This is a genomic window from Curtobacterium sp. AC272, assembly GCF_979258155.1.
In genome coordinates, this window is the sequence record NZ_OZ409838.1 from 2,006,038 (window position 1) to 2,027,701 (window position 21,664).

20 protein-coding genes, 1 tRNA gene and 3 pseudogenes are annotated in these 21,664 nt (G+C 70.7%); 9 read left to right on the top strand and 15 right to left on the bottom strand.

Annotation, left to right across the window (positions count from 1 at the left end; translation table 11 throughout):
• Positions 1–242 precede the first annotated feature (242 nt).
• Positions 243–404 (top strand): hypothetical protein, encoded by a 162-nt coding sequence (locus ACZZ0J_RS10190; RefSeq protein ID WP_463436656.1) that lies wholly within the window; start codon positions 243–245, stop codon positions 402–404.
• Between the two features lie 33 nt (positions 405–437).
• On the opposite strand, the gene ACZZ0J_RS10195 is transcribed toward ACZZ0J_RS10190, so the two are convergent.
• From ACZZ0J_RS10195 to ACZZ0J_RS10205, 3 genes and pseudogenes are all read right to left on the bottom strand, one after another.
• Positions 438–1,895: an SPFH domain-containing protein gene (locus ACZZ0J_RS10195; RefSeq protein WP_194647546.1), complete on the bottom strand. Its 1,458-nt coding sequence runs from the start codon at positions 1,893–1,895 to the stop codon at positions 438–440.
• Between the two features lie 140 nt (positions 1,896–2,035).
• Positions 2,036–2,862 (bottom strand): annotated as a pseudogene (gene nadE, locus ACZZ0J_RS10200) (ammonia-dependent NAD(+) synthetase).
• A gap of 40 nt (positions 2,863–2,902) precedes the next feature.
• Positions 2,903–3,070 carry a hypothetical protein gene (locus ACZZ0J_RS10205; protein ID WP_165901387.1) on the bottom strand — a complete coding sequence of 56 codons (168 nt, stop codon included), beginning with the start codon at positions 3,068–3,070 and terminating at the stop codon, positions 2,903–2,905.
• A gap of 417 nt (positions 3,071–3,487) precedes the next feature.
• On the opposite strand from ACZZ0J_RS10205, the gene ACZZ0J_RS10210 reads away from it, so the two are divergent.
• Entirely contained in the window at positions 3,488–3,925 is a 438-nt protein-coding gene (locus ACZZ0J_RS10210) for a MarR family winged helix-turn-helix transcriptional regulator (protein ID WP_123340836.1), read from the top strand.
• Between the two features lie 133 nt (positions 3,926–4,058).
• A complete protein-coding gene (locus ACZZ0J_RS10215; RefSeq protein WP_463436661.1) occupies positions 4,059–5,498 on the top strand; it encodes an MATE family efflux transporter in 1,440 nt (479 codons plus the stop codon).
• Positions 5,499–5,728: 230 nt separating this feature from the next.
• Here ACZZ0J_RS10215 and ACZZ0J_RS10220 read toward each other — a convergent pair whose 3' ends face one another.
• Complete coding sequence (locus tag ACZZ0J_RS10220; RefSeq protein WP_463436663.1) at positions 5,729–6,334, bottom strand: copper resistance CopC family protein; 606 nt, start codon at positions 6,332–6,334, stop codon at positions 5,729–5,731.
• Between the two features lie 41 nt (positions 6,335–6,375).
• Positions 6,376–6,543 carry a hypothetical protein gene (locus tag ACZZ0J_RS10225; RefSeq protein WP_159570266.1) on the bottom strand — a complete coding sequence of 56 codons (168 nt, stop codon included), beginning with the start codon at positions 6,541–6,543 and terminating at the stop codon, positions 6,376–6,378.
• Between the two features lie 213 nt (positions 6,544–6,756).
• On the opposite strand from ACZZ0J_RS10225, the gene ACZZ0J_RS10230 reads away from it, so the two are divergent.
• Positions 6,757–7,488: an alpha/beta hydrolase gene (locus ACZZ0J_RS10230; RefSeq protein ID WP_463436666.1), complete on the top strand. Its 732-nt coding sequence runs from the start codon at positions 6,757–6,759 to the stop codon at positions 7,486–7,488.
• Positions 7,489–7,611: 123 nt separating this feature from the next.
• Here the strand turns inward: ACZZ0J_RS10230 and argG are convergent.
• The 8 genes and pseudogenes from argG to ACZZ0J_RS10270 all read right to left on the bottom strand — a co-directional run bounded on the left by argG (position 7,612) and on the right by ACZZ0J_RS10270 (position 14,476).
• A pseudogene (gene argG / locus ACZZ0J_RS10235) lies at positions 7,612–9,055 on the bottom strand (argininosuccinate synthase).
• Between the two features lie 230 nt (positions 9,056–9,285).
• Positions 9,286–9,360 (bottom strand) — tRNA-Arg (locus tag ACZZ0J_RS10240).
• Between the two features lie 13 nt (positions 9,361–9,373).
• Positions 9,374–10,477 (bottom strand): epoxide hydrolase family protein, encoded by a 1,104-nt coding sequence (locus ACZZ0J_RS10245; protein ID WP_463436668.1) that lies wholly within the window; start codon positions 10,475–10,477, stop codon positions 9,374–9,376.
• Positions 10,478–10,538: 61 nt separating this feature from the next.
• Complete coding sequence (locus ACZZ0J_RS10250) at positions 10,539–11,213, bottom strand: cation diffusion facilitator family transporter (RefSeq protein WP_463436670.1); 675 nt, start codon at positions 11,211–11,213, stop codon at positions 10,539–10,541.
• Complete coding sequence (cmtR, locus tag ACZZ0J_RS10255; RefSeq protein ID WP_463436672.1) at positions 11,210–11,563, bottom strand: Cd(II)/Pb(II)-sensing metalloregulatory transcriptional regulator CmtR; 354 nt, start codon at positions 11,561–11,563, stop codon at positions 11,210–11,212. The genes ACZZ0J_RS10250 and cmtR overlap by 4 nt, the downstream gene beginning before the upstream one ends.
• Before the next feature lie 146 nt (positions 11,564–11,709).
• Entirely contained in the window at positions 11,710–12,204 is a 495-nt protein-coding gene (locus ACZZ0J_RS10260; RefSeq protein WP_111085210.1) for an HNH endonuclease, read from the bottom strand.
• A gap of 364 nt (positions 12,205–12,568) precedes the next feature.
• Positions 12,569–13,603, bottom strand: a complete 1,035-nt coding sequence (locus ACZZ0J_RS10265; protein WP_194647538.1) for a C40 family peptidase — start codon at positions 13,601–13,603, stop codon at positions 12,569–12,571.
• A 177-nt stretch (positions 13,604–13,780) separates the two neighbouring features.
• A complete protein-coding gene (locus ACZZ0J_RS10270; RefSeq protein WP_463436675.1) occupies positions 13,781–14,476 on the bottom strand; it encodes a metal-dependent transcriptional regulator in 696 nt (231 codons plus the stop codon).
• Between the two features lie 174 nt (positions 14,477–14,650).
• Between ACZZ0J_RS10270 and serC the strand changes: the two genes are divergently transcribed.
• Positions 14,651–15,766, top strand: coding sequence for a phosphoserine transaminase (gene serC / locus ACZZ0J_RS10275; protein ID WP_123340884.1), 1,116 nt, complete (start codon positions 14,651–14,653; stop codon positions 15,764–15,766).
• A gap of 440 nt (positions 15,767–16,206) precedes the next feature.
• Here the strand turns inward: serC and ACZZ0J_RS10280 are convergent.
• Together ACZZ0J_RS10280 and ACZZ0J_RS10285 are read right to left on the bottom strand one after the other, a co-directional pair.
• A pseudogene (locus ACZZ0J_RS10280) lies at positions 16,207–16,599 on the bottom strand (DUF3027 domain-containing protein); the annotation flags it as partial.
• Between the two features lie 4 nt (positions 16,600–16,603).
• Positions 16,604–16,981: a cold-shock protein gene (locus tag ACZZ0J_RS10285; protein WP_111085215.1), complete on the bottom strand. Its 378-nt coding sequence runs from the start codon at positions 16,979–16,981 to the stop codon at positions 16,604–16,606.
• 109 nt (positions 16,982–17,090) lie between these two features.
• On the opposite strand from ACZZ0J_RS10285, the gene ACZZ0J_RS10290 reads away from it, so the two are divergent.
• From ACZZ0J_RS10290 to ACZZ0J_RS10305, 4 genes are read left to right on the top strand one after another with little or no spacing between them, the layout of a single operon-like run.
• Positions 17,091–17,336, top strand: a complete 246-nt coding sequence (locus ACZZ0J_RS10290; RefSeq protein ID WP_123340886.1) for a hypothetical protein — start codon at positions 17,091–17,093, stop codon at positions 17,334–17,336.
• Positions 17,337–17,364: 28 nt separating this feature from the next.
• On the top strand, positions 17,365–19,128 hold the full coding sequence (locus tag ACZZ0J_RS10295) for a helicase-associated domain-containing protein (protein WP_463436679.1): 1,764 nt from the start codon (positions 17,365–17,367) through the stop codon (positions 19,126–19,128).
• A gap of 48 nt (positions 19,129–19,176) precedes the next feature.
• A complete protein-coding gene (locus tag ACZZ0J_RS10300) occupies positions 19,177–20,874 on the top strand; it encodes a DNA repair helicase XPB (RefSeq protein ID WP_123293312.1) in 1,698 nt (565 codons plus the stop codon).
• 51 nt (positions 20,875–20,925) lie between these two features.
• Positions 20,926–21,621 (top strand): response regulator transcription factor, encoded by a 696-nt coding sequence (locus ACZZ0J_RS10305; RefSeq protein ID WP_017888045.1) that lies wholly within the window; start codon positions 20,926–20,928, stop codon positions 21,619–21,621.
• Positions 21,622–21,664: the final 43 nt, after the last annotated feature.

Here is a 21,664-nt window from a genome sequence, read left to right on the forward strand (position 1 = left end):
GTCGTCGTCGGAGAGGCAGCAGCGCTGCACTCCGGTGACGAGGCGGCACTGGACGCGAGCGAGCAGAACATCCGCGACACCATCGACGAGATGGTCGACGAACCCCTGACCCCACGCCAGGAACAGGTGGTCGAACGACTGGCATCGGCCGGCGGGACCCTCACCGCCGGACTCAGCGGGCACTCGCAGCGCAGACCGGTCGGAGCGTCGACGACATCCTCGAGGGTGCGGCGCGCAGCGTCGTGTGGCAGCAGCGGCTCGCCGACCAGCGCGACGCCGTCGGCGCCGAGGACCCGCGCGACGCAGACCCGCGCGACGCGGACCCGCGCAACGGCGGCCAGCGCGAGGACGCAGGTGGCCAGCAGCGCGAGCGCCGGGACGAGAACGGGCGCGACGAGGACTGATCCCCGCCACGCCCGCCCCGGTACCGCGGAGGACTACTCGACCGGCTCCGCGACAGCCGTGGACTGCTCGCGTACGACGGCACGTGCGGCAGCCTGCCCCGTCGTCGAGCTCTTGACGATGTCGCTCAGGGTGAACCCGGCGGTCGTCCCGAGCAGGGCGTCGACCTCGCTGAACTGGCTGACGATGCTCTTCGACAGGGCGCCGGCGCCGTCGGAGGACACCACGGTCAGCTTGTCGATGTTGCCCATCGGCGCCGCGAGCTCGCGGGCGATGCTCGGCAGGGTCTCGATGGCCTTGACCCGCAAGACTGCTTCGGAGTGCTGTGCGAGTGCGTCGGCCTGGGCCTTCGTGGCGTCTGCCTCGGCCTGACCCTTGGCGCGGATCGCGTCGGCCGCTGCCTCACCCTCGGCACGGGAGGCGTCGGCGGCGAGCTTGCGCGCCTCGGACTCGGCCTTCGCCTCGGCGGCGATCGCTTCGGCGGAGATCCGACGGGCCTCGGCCTGGGCCCGAGCCGTCTCCACCTGGGCGCCGGCTGCTGCTTCGGCCTCGACGCGGGTCTTGCGCGCCTGCGCCTCGGCGACGGCGGAGACCTCCGACTCGAGCTCGGCACGGCGGAGCTCGGCACGCTTCTGCGCGGTGATCTGCTCCTGCTCGACGACGCCCTGCGCCGCACGGGCCTGGGCGAGCGGACCGGCGGCTGCGGCCTCGGCCGATGCCCGGTCGGCGTCGAGCTGCAGCGCGGCACGTCGGATCGCCAGGGTGTTCTCGGCCTCGGCGATGGCCTGGTCGGCGGTGGCACGGGCTTCTCGCGCTTCGCGATCGGCCTGCGCCTCGGCGTTCTCCGCCTCGAGCCGGACGCGGGCGCGCTCGGCACGACCGAGGTCGCTGATGTACTCGTTGCGGTCCGAGATGCCCTTGATCTCGAAGGAGTCGACGTCGAGGCCCTGGCTGTGCAGGGCCTCCTTCGCGACGTCGAGCACCGCGACGGTGAGCTGGTCGCGGTTGCGGATGATCGTGGACACGTCGGTCGCACCGATCGACGCACGGAGCGAACCCGACAGGACCTCGCGCGCGAAGTCGTCGATCTTCTTCTCCTGCCCGAGGAACCGCTGCGCGGCCGCCCGGATCGAGGCGTCGGTCTCGCCGACCTTGACGAGCGCGACCGCTTCGACGTCGATCGTCACGCCGCGGGAGTCCTGCGCGTTGACGTTGATGTCGATCGCCCGCGAGCTGAGCGAGAGCTTCGCGACCTTCTCGAAGAAGGGTCGGACGAGGACACCCGCTCCGAGCACGACCTTGATGCCGGACTCGACGGTCTCGGTGCCGTCGTCGTTCTTGACCTTGCGCGAGCGCTTGCCGGTGATGATGAGCGCTTCGTCGGCGCCGGCGTTGCGGTACACGACCTTCGCGTAGATCAGCGCGATCACGGCGAGGACGATGATCCCCACGATGATCAGCGGGATGGCTCCGAGCGCGAACAGAACTTCCATGACTCCTCCGGACCAGGCGCGAGCCTGGATTCCGCATCTGTTGTTCCGTCGGCTCCCATCCTAGGAGACCGCGCGGACGGACAGGAGGCGCGGTGCAGGATCACCTGCAGCGCGCCTCCTGTCGATGGTCGCGTCGGCGCCTACGCGCCCGCACGCCACCAGTCGTCGAACGGCGTCGCCGGCACCTGGCGCTTGTGCTCGGTTGCGCGGTACCGCGACTCGATCGCCTCGGCGACCTCGAGCGGCACGTCGTGCCCCTGCAGGTAGGCGTCGATCTCGGCGTAGGACAGCCCGAGGTTCGCTTCGTCGGTCTGGCCGGGCGTCTCGTCGAGCAGGTCCGCGGTGGGGGCCTTCTCGTACAGGCGGGCGGGCGCTCCGAGGTGCTCGAGCAGCTGCCGCCCCTGGCTCTTCGACAGGCCGGTGAGCGGCGTCAGGTCGACGCCGCCGTCGCCGTACTTCGTGAAGAAGCCGGTGACCGCCTCGGCCGCGTGGTCGGTCCCGACGACGAGCAGCCCGCGCTGGCCGGCGACGGCGTACTGGGCGACCATGCGCATCCGGGCCTTGACGTTGCCCTTGACGAAGTCGCTCAGCTCGACGCCCGAGGCAGCGGTGTCCTGCATGACGCCGTCGACGCCGTGCTCGATGTTGACGGTGATGCCCGGGTCGGCTGCGATGAACTGCAGGGCGAGCTGGGCGTCGTCCTCGTCGGCCTGCACGCGGTACGGCATGCGGACGGTCGTGAACTCGGCGGGTGCCCCTCGGCACGGAGGGACTCGACGGCGAGCTGGGTCAGGCGCCCGGCGAGCGTGGAGTCCTGGCCGCCGCTGATCGCGAGCAGGAACCCCTTCGCGCCGGTCGTGAGCAGGTAGTCACGGAGGAACCCGACACGGCGGGCGATCTCCTGCTCCGGCTCGATGGTCGGCTGGACGTTGAGGTCCGCGGCGATGGCGGCTTGGAGTTCACGCACCACCCCAGTATCCCGCTGCACCCGCCGGTGTGCACAGCGTTCAGCGGACGGGTTCTGCGTCCACCGGCCGGATCGTGTTGTCGTGGTCGACGCCGATCGCGCAGGTGCAGACGACGCCGAGCGTCTCGGCGCTCTGCGTCAGCCGGAACCGCTCGACGTGCGGCGGGCCGACTCGACGGTCGAGCGGGTGGGTGTCGTGATCGTGCACGGTGGTCCTCACTGACTCGTGGTGGTGGGATGTCCGGTGCGGTGGCGGTCCGAACCGCCACCGCACCGGAGGGCCCGAGGCGACCCGAACGCCGCGGCCCCGTGGAGACGCACGCCGGTACCCGCCGGCGCGCGTCGGAGTTCATGGACGCCGGCGGCGTCGCGCTCGGAGCGCGGTGCGAGTCATGGGTCCCTTCCCGGGCGGAGGTCCGCCACTGCTGATCCATCCCCCGCCGTACGACGGGAGACCCGAACGGTCCGGCACCGGACCGAGGACGACGGCTGGTGAGGCCGTCTTCCTGTGCAAGGTACCAGCGGCACACCCCGAGGCCATACCCCCGTTCCGGGGCCGAACCGCGGGTGACCACGGGTCAGACCCTCGTTGACAGTTAGAGATCGAACAGTTAGAGTCCTGATCATGCAGGCACCGGATCTCACCACCCCGCTCGAACTGATGCGGTGGATCGGATGGGCACAACGCAAGGCGGCTGACGAGTGGGTCCGTGATCGGGACCTCACCCGCGAGCAGAGCTTCGTGCTCGGGTACCTGCAGCAGAACCCCGGGGCGATCCAACGCGACATCGCCGAGATCACCCGGACCAGCGCGGCCAGCGTCTCGAGCCTCCTGCAGGGCCTCGAGCGGCGCGGCCTCGTCGAACGACGACCCGACGCCACGAACGGTCGGACCAAGACGGTGCACGCCACCCCGGCGGGCATCGACCTCATCGCCGGCTTCACCGACGCGATGGTCGCCCTCGACGACACCCTGCTCGCACCACTCGACACGGACGAACGCGCCACCCTGCGGCACCTGCTGCAGAAGGTGACCGCGGAGCTCGCACCGCCGACGCGGTAGCGCCGCCGACGCGGTAGCGCCGCCCACGGACCGACGTCACCGGCGCGCTCGACGCGCCACGGGCCTCCCGGCCCCACCCCCGCACGCGACGGCATCCCGTCGCGCCCTCAGCCCTGCCCACGAGGAGGCAGTCATGACCACCACCACCCCCGAGAACACCGCCGCGGCCACCAACCGCTGGTACCTCTCCGCCGCCCTGATCGCCCGAGCCCTCGTGCACCTGTGTGTGCCGATGGCCGCTGCGATGGTCGTCAGCGCCCTGTACAACGTCATCAACGCCGGCTTCATCGGCTCGCAGCACGACACGTCGCTGCTCGCCGCGATCACCTTCGGTACCCCGCTGCTCGGCATCGTGATGGCCGTCGGCGGTGTGTTCGGCGTCGGCGGCAGTGCCCTGATGTCCCGCTTGCTCGGCGCCTCGGAACACGACCCCGCCAAGGCGCAGGACATCAAGCACGTCGCCTCGTTCGCGCTGTGGGGGGCCGTCGTCACCGGCGCCGTCCTCGCCGTCGTCGGGCTCGTGTTCCTCCGCCCCCTCGTCGCCGTGCTCGGTGCCGACGCAGCAGCCGTCCCCGCCACGAGCGAGTACGTCGCCGTGATGCTCGCGTTCGTCCCGGTGCTCGCCTCGTCGTTCGCCCTCGAGCAGATCGTCCGCCTCGAGGGTGCCGCACGCCAGGCGATGATCGGCCTGGTCCTGTCGACCATCGGGAACCTGGTGTTCGACGTGCTCTTCATCCTCGTGCTGCACTGGGGGGTCGGCGGTGCAGCACTGGCGGTCGGACTCGCGAACGTCGTGTCGATCGCCTACTGGGTGACCTGGCTGCAGCGGAACAGCGAGAACGTCAGCTTCGCGCCGAAGTGGTTCACGCTCCGCGCCGACATCCTGAAGCCCGTCTTCGGCATCGGCGTCGGCGAACTGCTGCAGTCCGCCTTCCTGATCGTCACGACGCTCGTGCTCAACAACCTCGCCGCCGCCTACGGCGACGACCCGCTCGCCGCCATGGGCGTCGCGGTCCGCATCGCGCAGGTGCCGGAGTTCCTCGTGATGGGCGTGACGATCGGCGTGCTGCCGCTCCTCGCCTACGCGTTCGGCAAGGGCGACGCCGCGCGCCTCCGGGCCGCCCTGCGCGGAGCCGCCTTCACGGTCGGCGCGATCGTCCTCGTGTTCTCCGGCGCGGTCTTCACCTTCCGCGAGCAGGTGTTCACGATCTTCTCCGGCGACCACTCGGTCCTCGCGATCGGCCTGACGATCCTGACGGCGCAGCTCGTCGCCGCCATCGTGAACGGGTTCACGGGGTTGCTCACCTCGCTGTTCCAGGCGACCGGCATGGTGCTCCCCGCGATGGTGCTGTCGCTGGCGCAGGGCGTGCTGTTCATCCCGATCGTCATCGTCGGCAACCTGTGGTTCGGACTCGCCGGGATCATCTGGGCACTGACCGTCACCGAGGTCATCGTGTTCGCCGCCGCGGTGGTGCTGTGGCTGGCGTCGCGCGGGACGATCGCGCGCGGCCTCGCCGCCGGCAGCGAGGAGCGGGCGGACGCCGCGCTCGAGGAAGCGCCCGCCGCCGCGTAGCGGGGTGCGCGGTGCGCGGCGCGCTCGCATGGTGAGCAGAAGAGGTCGGGTCCCGTGCCAGGACTCGACCTCTTCTGCTCACGAAGCGGGGGTGAACGCGGCCGGCGTCGGACGGGAGGCCCGTGGCGGCCGGGTGGCGGGCCTCCCGTCCGGCGCGTGTCCGGGTCGCGGGCGCGGCGGATGGTGAGCAGCAATGGTCGCGTGGATCTCGGCCACCCGACCATTTCTGCTCACGAAGTGCGTCGGGTGCGGCGCAGGAGGAGCACGACGACGGCCCCGGCGGCGAGGACCGTGCCAGCGCCGAGCGCGACCCAGACACCCGGGGCGATGCCCGGCGCCGAGTCGGGAGCGCCATCGGAGGCCCCGGTGGCCGTCGCGGTCGACGTCGGAGTGGGCGTGACGGGGCCCGACGTGGGCTCCGTCGTTGCCGGAGTCGTCGCGGACGGTGTCGCGACAGCGGCCCGGTACTCGAACCCGTACGAGCCGTCGATCGGGTGCCCGTCCGGCGACACGTACCGCCAGAGCACCGTGTACGCACCGTCCTCGAGGTCGACGGCCTTGCCCATCGTCATGCCGGAGACGGTCACGTCGCCCGTCGACACGTCGGTGCCGGCGGCGTCGGTGACCTGGATCCGCAGTCCGGCGTCGAGACCGGCGAGCGGTGCCTCGCTGAAGGTCAGGTCGACCCGGTCGAGCGGTTCGGTGATGACCGCGCCGTCAGCGGGCGTGCTGCCGGTGAGGGCCGAGTGCGCCGAAGCCGGCTGGACCCCGACGAGCGCCAGGAGCCCTCCGACGACGATCGCGAGGGAAGCTGCCGTCGTTCGTCCTGTCCGCATGCACAGACTCTACAAGCCGTAGAGCAGCGGACCGGGACGGATCAGATCTGCTCGCCGAGGAAGTCGGCGTAGGACGGCTCGCGCCGTGCGTCGCCCGTGCTGGTGGAAGCGTGGCCCGTTCCTTCGAGGCGCTCGGCCACGAGGGCTTCGAGGTCCTCCGGCGACCGGAGGCCGTGGCGGTGCCAATCGTGCTGCATCCTGGCGGTCATGACGACCAGCCCTTCGTCGAGATGATGCGCATCTCGGATTCGTCCGGATCGACCCGCTGTGCCAGACCCCACATCTGTGAGGAGCATCGTGACGACGGGTCCCTGATGACCGATCCAGTTCCTCCACGGTAGGGGTTGCGTCCAACGCCGTCGAGCGCGGTGCGCTTCTCGGCCGATCGCACGCCGCCGCCCGGATCGCCGTAGCGTCGGGGCATGGAGATCCTGTTCGTCCACGGCGCCCTGGTCCGCGACGGTGCCTGGTGGTGGCAGCCCACCGCCGACCTGCTGCACAGTCGCACCGGAACCCGCGGCCGCACCGGCATCCGCAGTCGGGCGGTCGCGCTGCCGTCCTGTGGCGAAGGGCCGTCGGGCCACCCCGACGGTGGGCTCGCCGAGGACGCAGCCGCCCTGCGCGCCGCCCTCGACGACAGCGACGGGGCGATCGTCGTCGGACACTCCTACGGCGGCACCGTGATCGCCGAGGCCGGACGGCACGACGCCGTCGCTCACCTGCTGTACGTGTCCTCGTACCTGCCCGACGTCGGCTCCCCGCAGGCCGGCATCATGGCCGACGAGCCCGATCCCGTGTCGATCGGCCCGGCCGGTGAAGGAGTCCTCGCCGTCGCCGGGTACGACGCGGCGTCCTTCGGTGCCCGCTTCCTGCAGGACGCAGACACGAGTACCCAGCGCGCCGCCTGGGACCGGGTGACCGCCCAGTCGGCAGGGGCGTTCGTGACGCCGACGACGGCAGCAGGGTGGCAGGACGTCGACTCGACCTCCCTCGTCTGCACCGAGGACCGCAGCACCACCGTCGGGCTGCAGCGCGCGCACGCGGCGCGGGCGACGCGGAGCGTCGACGTGCCGACCGGGCACCACCCGTTCATCACGCGACCAGACCTGGTCGTCGAGCAGCTGGAGCTGCTGCTCGGAGGCGCCGCGGCCTGAGCCGGCGGCAGGACGACGCACAGGAGGCGCGGTGCCAGCTGGCACCGCGCCTCCCGTCATGCTCTTTGCGCGTCCACGGCGCGTGACCGGACGCGTGGTACCGGTCCCGTGGCGCCGCGCTGGTCAGTCGGTGCCGGAGTCGAAGGCTGCGCCCTCGGAGGCGAGGTCCGTCCGACGACCGAGTGCATCCTCGGCGTCCGAGGCGATGACGGCGCCACCGAGGATCTCCTCGGACTCGCCCGCCTCGAGCTCACCGACGAGCTCGGCCGTCGCACCACCGATGAGACCGGCGGCCGCGTACTGCTCGAGCCGTGAGCGGGAGTCCGCGATGTCGAGATTGCGCATCGTCAGCTGCCCGATGCGGTCGTCCGGACCGAACGCGGCGTCGCCGACCCGCTCCATCGAGAGCTTGTCGGGGTGGTACGACAGCGCCGGACCCGTGGTGTCGAGGATCGTGTAGTCGTCGCCGCGACGCAGGCGCAGCGTGACCTCGCCGGTGACGGCCGAGGCGACCCATCGCTGCAGGGACTCGCGGAGCATGAGCGACTGCGGGTCGAGCCAGCGGCCCTCGTACATCAAGCGCCCGAGTCGGCGGCCCTCGTTGTGGTACGACGCGACCGTGTCCTCGTTGTGGATTGCGTTGAGCAGCCGCTCGTAGGCGATGTGCAGCAGGGCCATGCCCGGTGCCTCGTAGATGCCGCGGCTCTTCGCCTCGATGATGCGGTTCTCGATCTGGTCGGACGCGCCGAGGCCGTGACGACCGCCGATCGCGTTCGCCTCGTAGACGAGTGCGACGGCGTCCGTGTACTCCTCGCCGTTGATCGCGACGGGGCGTCCGGCCTCGAAGCGGATGCTGACGACCTCGGTGGCGACCTCGACGTCGTCACGCCAAGCGGCGACGCCCATGATCGGCTCGACGATGTCCAGGCCGCTCGAGAGCTCTTCGAGGCTCTTCGCCTCGTGCGTGGCACCCCAGATGTTGGCGTCGGTCGAGTACGCCTTCTCGGTGGAGTCGCGGTACGGGAAGCCGCGGGCGACGAGCCACTCGCTCATCTCCTTGCGTCCGCCGAGCTCCTCGACGAACTCGGAGTCGAGCCACGGCTTGTAGACACGCAGACGCGGGTTCGCCATCAGGCCGTAGCGGTAGAACCGCTCGATGTCGTTGCCCTTGTAGGTGGAGCCGTCGCCCCAGATGTCGACGCCGTCCTCCTTCATCGCGCGGACGAGCATCGTGCCCGTCACCGCACGACCGAGGGGCGTCGTGTTGAAGTAGGTCTTGCCGCCGGAACGGATGTGGAACGCGCCGGTCTGCAGGGCGACGAGGCCCTCTTCCACCAGGGCGCTCTTGGCGTCGACCAGGCGGGCGATCTCGGCACCGTACTCGTGGGCGCGGCTCGGGACGGCGTCGATGTCCGGCTCGTCGTACTGACCGATGTCGGCCGTGTACGTGCAGGGGATCGCCCCCTTCTCGCGCATCCAGGCAACGGCGCAGGAGGTGTCGAGACCCCCTGGAGAACGCGATGCCGACTCGTTCGCCGACGGGGAGACTGCTCAGGACCTTGGACACGGGGTCAATCGTACGGGGAGTCCAAGCGGTACAACGACCTGCTGGTGCCCCTGGCAGGCGCTGCAGGGACTCGAACCCCTTCGACCTGCTGGTGCCCCTGGCAGGCGCGGCAGGGACTCGAACCCCTTCGACCTGCTGGTGCCCCTGGCAGGCGCTGCAGGGACTCGAACCCCTTCGACCTGCTGGTGCCCCTGGCAGGCGCTGCAGGGACTCGAACCCCTTCGACCTGCTGGTGCCCCTGGAGGGACTCGAACCCCCAACCGTTTCCTTAGGACGGAACTGCTCTTCCATTGAGCTACAGAGGCTGGCCCGTCCACTCTAGCGGCGGAACGGCTCCAGGAAGGTCGTGAGCTCGTCGACGTACAGCGCCGGTTGCTCGAACGGCGCGAAGTGCCCGCCGCGCGGCATCATCCGGTACGACACCAGGTTCGTCGTCCGCTCGAGCCACGCCCGCGGCGGCTCCACCAGGTCGCCGGGGAACAGCGAGAAACCGGAGGGCACCTCGACCCGGCGGGCGAGCTGGTCTGGCGGGATCGCGGCGTTCGCGTGGTACATCCGCATCGCCGAGCCGATCGTGCCGGTGGCCCAGTACTCGGTCAGGAGCGCGAGCACCTCGTCCCGCGTGTAGACGGACCACAGGTCACCGTCGCAGTCGCTCCACGACCGCAGTTTCTCGACGATCCACGCGGCGAGCCCGGCGGGTGAGTCGTTCAGGCCGACCGCGGCGGTCTGCGGCTTGGTGCGGTGCATCATCGCGTAGGCACCCTCGGCGTCGCGCCACCGGGCGGTCGCCGCGACGAACCCGCGTTCCTCCGGCGACAACGCGTCCAGGTCGATGCCGGGCCAGGCGAGCCCGCCGTCGATGCGGTGCACGGCGACGACCCGGTCGGCGTGGTCGAGCGCGAGGTAACGGGCGACGTGGGTGCCGATGTCTCCGCCTGCGACCGCGAAGCGTTCGTAGCCGAGCTCGGTCATCAGCTCGGCCCACATGCCGGCGACCGCTCGGGCGTCGATCGGCTGCGGCGGGGCGTCGGAGAACCCGTACCCGGGCATGTCCGGCACGATCACGTCGAAGCCGGCCTCGACGAGCATCGGCAGGACCTTGCGGTACCGCCATCCGGAGTCCGGCCAGCCGTGGGCGAGCAGGAGCGGCAGCGCATCGGGCGTGCCCGCCCGGGCGTGGAGCACGTGGATCCCGGTGCCGTCGATCGTCACCCGTCGGCTGGGCAGTGCCGCGAGCTGTGCCCGGTGTGCGTCGAAGTCGAAGCCGTCGGCCCAGTACGCGATGAGTGACCGGAGCTCGTCGACGTCCGCCCCGAGCGACCATCCGGTGCCGGCGGGGGCGTCCGTCCAGCGCGTGGCCCGCAGTCGCGCGCGGAGGTCCTCGATGGTCGCGTCGTCGATCTGCGGTGTCTCGCCCATGCCCGCGACGCTACTCAGCGGGACCGACACGTGGACGGCGGTCACCGCACCCGAGACCGCGTCAGCAGCAGTCGCAGGCGTCGGCCGCGCGCTCGCCGGTCAGGGCGGCGACCGGCTGCTTGCAGGCATCGCCCCGCCAGGCCTCGAGCCCCTCGCGCACCGCGAACACGACGACCACCAGGCCGGCCACCGGATCAGCCCACGACCACCCGAACAGCGAGTTCAGGAGCAGCCCGACCAGCACCGCGGCGGACAGGTAGCTGCACACCAGGGTCTGCTTGGAGTCCGCGATCGCCGACGCCGACCCGAGTTCATTCCCGGTGCGCCGTTCGAGCAGGCTGAGGAACGGCATCACGGCCAGGCTGACCGCCGCCAGCACGATCCCGACGGTGCTGTGCTCCGGCTCGCGCACCCCGGTCAGGGTCAACACCGCGTCGACGCTGACGTACAGCGCCAGTGCGAAGAACGACACCGCGATGACCTTGAGCGCGACGCGCTCCCGCGCCTCGGGGTCCGGCCCGGCGAACTGCCACGCGACCGCCCCGGCGGACAGGACCTCGACGACGGAGTCGAGTCCGAAGCCGATCAGGGCGGTCGACGACGCCACCGAACCGGCGGCGATCGCGATGACCGCCTCGATGACGTTGTACGTGATCGTCGCGGCGACGATCCACCGGATCCGTCGCTGCAGCACCCGTCGGCGGTCGGGCACGACCGGAGCCATCACCCCGGTCATGCGCCGGGTCCGCAGCAGAGCGGGACGTCGCAGTCCTCGTCGGTGCAGGCTTCGCCGTCGTCGATGGCGAGCACGACCTCGAGGAGCGAGCGGATCGCAGCCCCGAGGTGCGGGTCGGCGATCTCGTACCGGGTGGAGCGCCCCTCGGGTACCGCGACGACGATGCCGCATCCGCGCAGGCAGGCGAGGTGGTTCGACACGTTCGAGCGGGTCAGCCCGAGCTCGGCCGCGAGCCGGCCCGGGTGGACCGGCGCTTCGAGCATCTCGAGCAGGATGCGGGAGCGCGTCCGGTCCGCCATCGCCCGGCCGAGCCGGTGCATGACGTCGAGCCGAGGAGCAGTGGTCAGCATGCGCTGACCATACAGTGTTCGCTGACGTGTCGCGAGCAAACGGCGGACGGGAGGCCCGTGGCGGCGCCGCCACCCTCCCTCGCAAGCTCGGTCGGCGCGGCCCGCGTGACGCTTCGCGCCACCGCTGAGCGTGCCTCGCCCGTCCGCTACGCGGCGACCAGGTACTCGTCCCACTCCGCCTGCGGACGCTCGATACCGCGCACGACCCACGACGAGCCGTGCGGGATCTTCGGACGGAAACGCAGCCGCCACCCCATCTCCTGCGGGGTGCGGTCACCCTTCTCGTTGTTGCACGCCAGGCAGCAGGCCACGAGGTTCTCCCACGAGTCCTGCCCACCGCGCGACTTCGGCTGCACGTGGTCGATCGTCGTCGCGTGCCGGTCGCAGTACGCGCACCGGTTGGCGTCACGGCGCAGGACTCCGCGGCGCGACACCGGCACGAGTCTCGAGTGCGGGATGCGCACGTACCGGGTGAGGATGATGACGGACGGCCGATCGAAGCTCGAGGTCGACCCGGTGACCGGGTGTTCGAGGTCGGCTGCGACGACGGAGGCCTTCTGGTTCATGACCAGCACGAGGGCTCGTCGGAACGAGATCACCGCGAGGGGCTCGTAACCGGCGTTGAGGACGAGAGTGCGCATTGGTTCCCTTCCGACGTGCCTGGACGGCTTCCAGGCGCTGCGGGTGCGTCGGACCGGGGTCCTTCGCAGGTGACCGTCGCTCGCGCACACGTCCCCTGAACCACGAAGAGCACCACCCGGATGGGCAGTGCTCTGGTCATGCAGGGCGTGCTCGTGCACGCAGGCGGTGGTCGACCGTATGTCGATGCGCGCGCGCCGACCCATGGTGCGGGTCGTGCGGAACAACGACATGGGGTCTCCCTGCTCGGGGCCTTGCGGACCGGTGCAGCGCCAGGCTACGTCAGAAACCGGCCCGGCACGAGGGTGTGCGGGCCGGTTTCGGCGATGTTCACGGGTTCGATGCCCCGCGGTCGGGTCGGATGTCTCAGATCCCGAAGCGGACGATGTGGTAGTCGCTGGTCCAGATCGGACGGATCGACACGGAGCCACCGGGCTTCGGGGCGTCCATGATCATGCCGTTGCCCATGTAGAAGCCGTCGTGCGCCTCGTTGTTGAAGATGACGACGTCGCCGGGCTGCGCCTCGGACTCGGGGATCGTGGTGCCGGCCTGGTCCTGCAGTGGCACCGAGTGCGCCAGGTTGATGCCGTACTGGGCGTAGACGAACATGACGTAGCCCGAGCAGTCGAAGCCGGACGGGTCGGCGCCACCGAAGACGTACGGGGTGCCGATGTACTGCTTGGCGGTGGCGACCACGGCCGGCAGCGAGAACGGGGTGTCCGCGGCGCTGGAGCTGGCCACGTAGTCGGCGGCGGACGGGCCGGTGTACGAGGCGTACTGCTCGGCGGTCTGGGCGCGCGCCGCCTGCGTGGCCGATGCTGCCTGCTCGGCCTGTTCCGCGGACGCTTCGGCCTGGTCGGCTGCAGCCTGCTTGGCCGCTGCGCGTGCGTCGAGCGTCGCGGTCGAGGTGGCGCCGTAGCCGTCGCGGCTCGTGCCGGCCAGGGCGACGGCGTCGGACACCGAGAACTCCTGGCTCTCGGTCGCGCGGACCTGACGCTGCGCGTTCGCGGCGTCGGTGCTGGTGGAGGGTTGCGCGGCGAAGGCCGGGGCGACGGCCACGGTGCCGAACATGCCGGCCGCGACGGTCAGGACGATGGGCGCGAGGAACTTGCGCTTGCGCGACGACGAACTCGCCTTGGCAGCGGTCGCGGTGGCTGCGGCCTGTGCGGCACGACGACCACCGGGGAGCGGGGCGGAGCGGACCGGGACGACCTTGCGGGTCGGGCGCGTGTCCGCCTGGCGGACGGACCGCCGGGTGAGCGGTGCGTCGGTGGCGTTCTCGGTGTTCGTCGGGTTGGCGGGCGTCTGGTCGTCCGCGGCGGAACCGGTCTGCGTCAAGGGTGTGGTCTCCGGCGTCTCGTCATCACGCTGCCGTGGGTGTCCGGCGACGTGCAACCCCATCCGTTCGTCATCGTTTCCGATCGAGGCAGGAGACGGGTTCGAGACGTCCTGCCACGGGTCTCCGGCTCAGGCGCAGCGCGGGGACTCGACGAGTGTACGGGGCCGTCGTTACCTTGTCGAGATGAAACGGGCCGTTTGTAACGAAACGGTAAAGAAGCCCTGGTCAGGGCAGCAGAATCAGTCCCGCTCGATGTAGACGTGCTGCGCGACCTCGACGGGGAGCTCGATGCCCGAGTCCTCGCCCTCGACGCGGACCGCGACGTAGGCCCCGGCGCGCTGCACGCCCGCCAGACGACCGGGCATGACGCCGGCCGTGCGGAGCTGGTGCAGGAGCTCGGGCTCGAACTGCACGGGCTCGCCCAGACGACGGATCACACCGGTCGCGACGGCGTCGGTGCCCTCGGTCGCGGCGACGATGTTCTGCACACCGTCGAGAAACCCGGCGGCTGCAGGGCCGCCGATCTCGGCCAGGCCGGGGATCGGGTTGCCGTAGGGCGACTCGGTCGGGTTGCCGAGCATCTCGAGCAGGCGGACCTCGACCTGCTCGCTCATGACGTGCTCCCACCGACAGGCCTCGTCGTGGACGAACGCCCAGTCGAGTCCGATGACGTCGGCCAGCAGGCGCTCCGCCAGACGGTGCTTCCGCATGACGTGGGTGGCTCGGGAGCGCCCTTCGTCGGTGAGCTCGAGGTGGCGGTCGCCGGAGACGACGACCAGGCCGTCGCGCTCCATGCGGGCGATGGTCTGCGAGACCGTCGGGCCCGAGTGGCCGAGGCGCTCCGAGATGCGAGCGCGCAGCGGAACGATCGCCTCCTCCTCCAAGTCGAGGATGGTGCGAAGGTACATCTCCGTGGTGTCGACGAGATCGGTCACGGTCCGCCTCTCATGTCTGGGCCCAGCGGCCACCACCCTACTTGTTCGGACCGACGAACTCCGACCGACACTTGCACGGGGCAAGAAGAGGGCCGTGGCCGCAGTGGTCCAGGCCTCCCCGTCCGGCCGGTACAGGCGCACCAGCACTGGGATCGCGCTCGGTAGGATCGGCGCATGGCAGACATCGTCATCCCCGCCGAACTCCTCCCCACCGACGGCCGCTTCGGCTGCGGACCGTCCAAGATCCGCGGCGCGCAGCTCGAGTCCCTCGTGACGCGCGGGGCCACGATCCTCGGCACGTCCCACCGCCAGAAGCCCGTGAAGGACCTGGTCGGCAGCGTCCGCTCCGGGCTCGCCGACCTGTTCCAGGTCCCCGAGGGCTACGAGGTCGTCCTCGGCAACGGCGGCTCGACCGCGTTCTGGGACGCCGCCGCGTTCGGCCTCATCGAGCGTCGCGCAGAGAACCTCTCCTTCGGCGAGTTCGGGTCGAAGTTCGCCAAGGCCGCCGGCGCCCCCTGGCTCGAGGCACCGCACGTCGTCGAGGCTCCCGGCGGATCGCTCGCCGCGCTCGAGCCCGTCGACGGCGTCGACGTCTACGCCTACCCGCACAACGAGACCTCGACCGGCGTCATGGCCCCGGTCGTCCGCGCCGCCGGTGACGCCGGAGCGCTGACGGTCGTCGACGCCACGAGCGCCGCCGGTGGTGCCGCGTTCGACGTGGACGCCACCGACGTCTACTACTTCGCCCCGCAGAAGAACTTCGCCTCCGACGGCGGCCTGTGGCTCGCGCTGTTCTCCCCCGCCGCGATCGAGCGCGTCGAGCGCATCGCGGCGAGCGGTCGGTACATCCCCGAGTTCCTGTCGCTCAAGAACGCCGTCGACAACTCGCGCCTGAACCAGACACTGAACACCCCGGCGATCTCGACGCTGCTGCTGCTCGACGACCAGGTCCGCTGGATCAACGAGTCCGGCGGCCTGGCCTGGGCGGACACCCGCACGAAGACCTCGTCGTCGACGCTGTACGACTGGGCCGAGTCGGTCGACTACGCGACGCCGTTCGTGACCGACCCCGCAGCCCGCTCGCAGGTCGTCGCCACGATCGACCTCGACGACTCGATCGACGCCAAGGCCGTCGCTGCGACCCTGCGCGCGAACGGCATCGTCGACACCGAGCCGTACCGGAAGCTCGGGCGCAACCAGCTGCGCGTCGCGACGTTCACCGCGATCGACCCGGACGACGTCGCGAAGCTCGTGCAGGCGATCGACTTCACGGTCGACGCCCTGCGCTGACCCGTCCGTCGCGCGGGCCAGCGCCGGCGACGAACACCACGGAAACGACGAAGCACCACGGGATCCCGTGGTGCTTCGTCGTTCTTCAGGTGCGTGTCAGGAGCGGTGGAAGTCCGGGTCGACCTCACCGGCATCGAGCTGGGCACCGTCGAGGTCGGCGTCCGGGTCGACGGGCTGCACGCGCTGCGCGCGACGACGGCGAGGGGCTGCGGGGCGTCGTCGACGTCGTCGTCCTCGTCGTCCGCATCGGCGGTGTCGGCGAGCGCGTCGACGTCCACACCGTCGATGTCGTCGTCGTCCGGTTCGTCGAGGTCGTCCTCGTCCGCTTCGAACTCGGCGTCGTCGTCGTCCTCGTCCTCGTCGTCATCCGACTCGTCGTCGGCTTCGTCGTCGTCCGAGTCGTCGTAGTCGGCGTCCTCGTCGTCGTCCTCATCCGAGTCGTCATCCGACTCGTCATCGAAGTCGTCGTCGTGCTCGTCGTCGTCGGACTCTTCGTCCGATTCGTGGTCCTGCGCCGCCCGGTACTCGGCCAGTCGCTCGGACCACGGCACCCACTCCGGTGCGACGAGCGAGCCGTCGCCGGGCATCAGCTCGACCTCGAGCACGGTGGGGTCCTCGTCGCCGACCTTCGCGACGCTGACGGTCCAGCGCCAGCCGGGGTAGCCCGGCATGCGGTTCGCGAACAGGACGGAGACGACGCCGTCGCCCTCGTCCACGGTGCCGACGGGCGCGCCGATGCTCGACTCGGGGGTCACCTCGAGCAGCGCGGTCCGCGCCAGGTCTGTGTAGTCAACGGGTACTGCGTCAACGGGTACTGCGTCGCTGTCTGTCATGGCGTCACGCCTCCAACTGGTCTGCGACGTGCCGCAGGATGGCGGCGAGTCGATCGCCGTTCTTCGGGTAGCGGCCGTGGCGGAGGTCTCCGCTGATCCGGTCGAGTTCCTTCACCAGGTCCTCGACGATCACGGCCATGTCGTCTGCGGAGCGACGGGTCATCCGGGACAACGACGGCTGCGGGTCGAGGAGCCGCACGGACAGCGCCTGCGACCCCTTCTTCCCCTGCACGACGCCGTACTCGAGCCGGGATCCCGCCTTCACGGTCACGACGCCGTCGGGCAGCGAGGACGCGTGCAGGAACACCTGGTCGCCGTCGTCTCCGGTGATGAAGCCGAAGCCCTTGTCGTCGTCGTAGAACTTGACCTTGCCGGTCGGCATGGGTGGACTCCTCGAGGTCGTGGTACGGCCGTGGTGCGTCGGATATCCTGGGTCGATGGCCAATCCGACCCGATCAACCGGGAACCCGCAGGATTCCGCAGAACCCCCGGTGACGTTCAATCGTACCGAACGCGCTCTGGCGTTCATGGTCGGTGGCATCTTCATCGCTGCGTTCCTCTGCATGGCGGCGATGATCGTCATGTGGTTGACGGTCCCGAGCGCGCAGGGCTCCATGCCGTGGCCGGTGATCATGGCGATCCCGCTCGTCGGCTTCCCGATCGGCATGGTCCTGGTCTTCACGCTCCTCGCCATCACCTGGACGCGCCGCGCACGAGCCAACCGGACGGCTCGCTGACGTCCGCCCCGGACGCTGGCACCGGACGATGACGACCACCGCCGACCTGGCCGCCCGACTCCGGGCGTTGCCGGACGACTCCCTCGAACGACTCGTCGCTGCGCGGAGCCTGCCCCCGGCCGCCCTCGGCGAGACCGGTCCGCAACGGATCACCGACTTCTTCGACCTGGCCGAGGCGCTCCGCACCGACGACGCCGTCGACGCCGCCGTCGAGCACCTGCCCCGCGCCACGATCCTGGCGCTCCGCGACGGCGGGGACGCCGACCGCCTCGGTCCGGCGATCACGCTCGGCCTGGCCGACGAGGACGGCGCCGTCGACGACGCGGTCGCCGCACGCGTGGCCGCCCACCCCGACCTCGTGGCACTGCGATCGACGGGAGGCCCGGATCGCCCCGACCGCGCCGCCCACGCCGACGACGTGGCCGGCCAGGACCGCGCGCGCACCACGGGCGCGGAGCAGGCGTTCTCGAGCATGACCGTGCTCGCCGAGCTGCTGCGTGCGGTGGACGCCGGCACCGTCCGCGAACTCGTCAAGGGCGGCATCGGCACGCCGCTCGCCAAGACCCTGGCCGAGCGCATCGGCACCGACGCCGACGTCGTGCCCGGCCGCCTCGCACTGCTCGACCGGGTCGGGTTCGCCAACCCGGGCTCCGGCCGGTGGACGGTCACCGACGCCGGACAGGACTGGCTCGTCGCCGACTGGCCGGACCGGTGGGCGACGCTCGTGTCGGCCTGGGCGGACACGCTCGGCCCCGCGGTGCACGAGGTCCTCGCACTCGCCGACGACGACCTGCGCGACCTCGTGGCCCTCGGCCGTTGGGCGTACCCGGCGGGCTCCCGCTGGCTCGACGCCGTGCTGCTCGACGCCGCCGGCACCGCCGCGTCGCTCGGACTCGCGGTCGACGGCATCGTCACGAGCACCGGCCGAGCACTGCTGGACGGTGACGCCAGGCCCGCGGCGGACGACCTGCCCGGCACCGTCGGCCAGGTGTACCTGCAGCACGACCTGACGGTGATCGCCCCCGGCCCCCTCGCGCCGGTCGACGACGCCGCCCTGCGCACGGTCGCCGTGCTCGAGGCACCCGGTCTGGCCGCCCGTTACCGCATCTCCGAGGACACCCTGCGCACGGCGTTCCGTGCCGGGCACTCCCGTGACGACGTCCTGGCGCTGCTCACCCGGCTGTCGTCGACCGGCGTCCCGCAGCCCCTCGCCTACCTGGTCGACCAGGTCGCCGGACGCGACGGCAGCATCGTCGTCGACCGCGGCGAGGGCGGGGTCGGCACCGTGGTGCGCGGCACCGCGGACCAGCTCGACCTGATCGGTGTCGACGCCGAACTCCGGCAGATGGCGTGGGAGCGCAGCGACCTGACGACGCTCACCACCCGCTACCCGGCGCACGTCGTGCACACCGCGCTCGAGGACCAGCGCTACCCGGCCGTGCTCGCGACCGGCGCCCGCCCCGAGACGCACCACGGGCCTCCCGGTCGGCGCAGCCCCACCGGACGCTCGCCGGAGCAGGCGGCGCACGCACTCGTGGAACGGCTCCGCCTGACCACCCAGCGTGGCGATGCGGAACCCGAGCAGGAGTGGCTCGGGCGGCAGATCGACCTGGCCGTGCGCGGTCGCACGCCGATCCGGCTGACGGTGCGGATGCCGGACGGCTCCGAACAGCCGTTCTCGATCGTCCCGACCTCCGTCGCCGCCGGACGCGTCCGCGGGCGCGACACCAGCGTCGACGTCGAGCGCACGTTGCCGCTGTCGCTCGTCGTGGCGGTCGAGAGCGACGCCTGACGGCCACGGTCACCCGAACGCAGGTGACGACGGCTAGGCTGGCAGGTCATGAACGGACCGCTGATCGTGCAGAGCGACCGCACCGTGCTCCTCGAGGTCGCACACCCCGACGCCGAGGACGCACGCCACGAGCTCGCGGCCTTCGCCGAACTCGAACGCGCCCCAGAGCACGTGCACACCTACCGCATCACCCGCCTCGGCCTGTGGAACGCACGGGCCGCCGGACACGACGCCGAGGCGATGATCGCCACCCTCGAGCGCTTCGCCAAGTTCCCGGTCCCGCAGAGCGTCACCGTGGACATCCGCGACACGGTGTCCCGCTACGGCCGACTCGTCATCCGGCGTGAGGAACGCGAGGACGCCCCGGTCATCGCGAACTCCCCGGCCGAGGAACTCGAGCGACTGCCCGTCCTGCTCCTGACCGCCGAGGACCCGTCCGTGCTGGCCGAGGTCATCCGGTCGAAGCGGATCAAGCCACTGCTCGGCGACATGCGGACGCCCTCCGAGGTCGAGCTGCAGCCGTGGGCACGCGGGCAGATCAAGCAGGAGCTCGTGAAGCTCGGATGGCCGGCCGAGGACCTGGCGGGCTACACCCCCGGGCAGCCGCACCCGATCGACCTCGACACGGCTGAGTGGCACATGCGCCCGTACCAGGAGCAGGCCGTCGACACGTTCTTCGCGCAGGGGTCCGGGGTCGTCGTGCTGCCCTGTGGCGCCGGCAAGACCCTGGTCGGTGCCGGCGCGATGGCGACCGTCAAGGCGACCACGCTCATCCTCGTGACGAACACCGTGTCCGCACGGCAGTGGCGCAGCGAACTCCTGAAGCGCACGACCCTGAAGGCCGAGGACATCGGCGAGTACTCGGGCAGCGTCAAGGAGATCCGCCCGGTCACGATCGCGACCTACCAGATCCTGACCGCCCGTCGGAAGGGCGAGTACACGCACCTGTCGTTGCTCGACGCCCTCGACTGGGGTCTCATCGTCTACGACGAGGTCCACCTGCTGCCGGCGCCGGTCTTCAAGCTGACCGCCGACCTGCAGGCCCGCCGACGCCTGGGCCTGACCGCGACGCTCGTGCGCGAGGACGGCCGCGAGGGGGACGTGTTCTCGCTCATCGGCCCGAAGCGCTACGACGCTCCGTGGAAGGAGATCGAGGCGCAGGGCTACATCTCCCCGGCCGAGTGCTACGAGGTGCGCATCGACCTGCCGCACCAGGAGCGCCTGGAGTACGCGGCCTCGAGCGACGACGAGCGGTACCGGCTCGCCGCCACCTCGCCCGCGAAGACCCCGGTCGTCCGCGAGCTCATCGAGAAGCACCGCGGCGAGCAGATCCTGGTGATCGGGCAGTACATCGACCAGCTCGATGCACTGGCCTCGTCCCTCGACGCCGCCGAGATCACGGGTGCGACGCCCGTCGACGAGCGCGAGCGGCTGTACGACGCGTTCCGGGCCGGCGAGGTGGACGTGCTCGTGGTGTCGAAGGTCGCGAACTTCTCGATCGACCTGCCCGACGCCACCGTCGCGATCCAGGTCTCCGGGTCGTTCGGGTCACGGCAAGAAGAAGCGCAGCGCCTCGGTCGGCTGCTCCGCCCGAACAAGGACGGCCTGCCGGCGTCGTTCTACACGCTCGTCGCCAGGGACACCGTCGACCAGGACTTCGCACAGAACCGGCAGCGCTTCCTCGCGGAGCAGGGGTACTCCTACACGATCCTGGATGCCGACCAGGTCCAGGCGCCCGTGGGCTGACGTACGCACCGCTCTCAGGAAACCACTAGGGAACGGTCAGAAGATAGGACCATGAGCGATGGCCCCAAGATCCTGATCGTCGACGACGAGCCGAACATCCGCGACCTCCTGACGACCTCGTTGCGCTTCGCCGGGTTCGCTGTCCGTGCCGTCGGCAACGGCGCACAGGCGATCTCGGCCGTGCTCGAGGAAGAACCCGACCTGATCATCCTCGACGTGATGCTCCCCGACATGAACGGCTTCGGCGTCACCAAGCGTCTGCGGTCGTCCGGGTACACCTCGCCGATCCTGTTCCTCACCGCGAAGGACGACACCGAGGACAAGATCACCGGCCTCACCGTCGGCGGCGACGACTACGTCACGAAGCCGTTCTCGCTCGACGAGATCGTCGCCCGCATCAAGGCCATCCTCCGTCGCACCATGAACGACGAGGAAGACGCGATCATCCGCGCCGGCGAGCTCACCATGGACCAGGACACGCACGAGGTCACGATCGGCGACGCGCAGATCGAGCTCTCCCCCACCGAGTTCAAGCTGCTCCGCTACCTGATGCTCAACCCGAACCGCGTGCTGTCGAAGGCGCAGATCCTCGACCACGTCTGGGAGTACGACTTCAACGGCGACGCCGGCATCGTCGAGAGCTACATCTCGTACCTGCGTCGCAAGCTCGACCAGTACTCGGCCGAGCCGATCATCCAGACCAAGCGCGGGTTCGGGTACATGCTCAAGGCGTCCAAGGCCTCGTAGCGTCCGTTCTTCACGGCGGCCGTCCGGTTTCACCGGGCGGCCG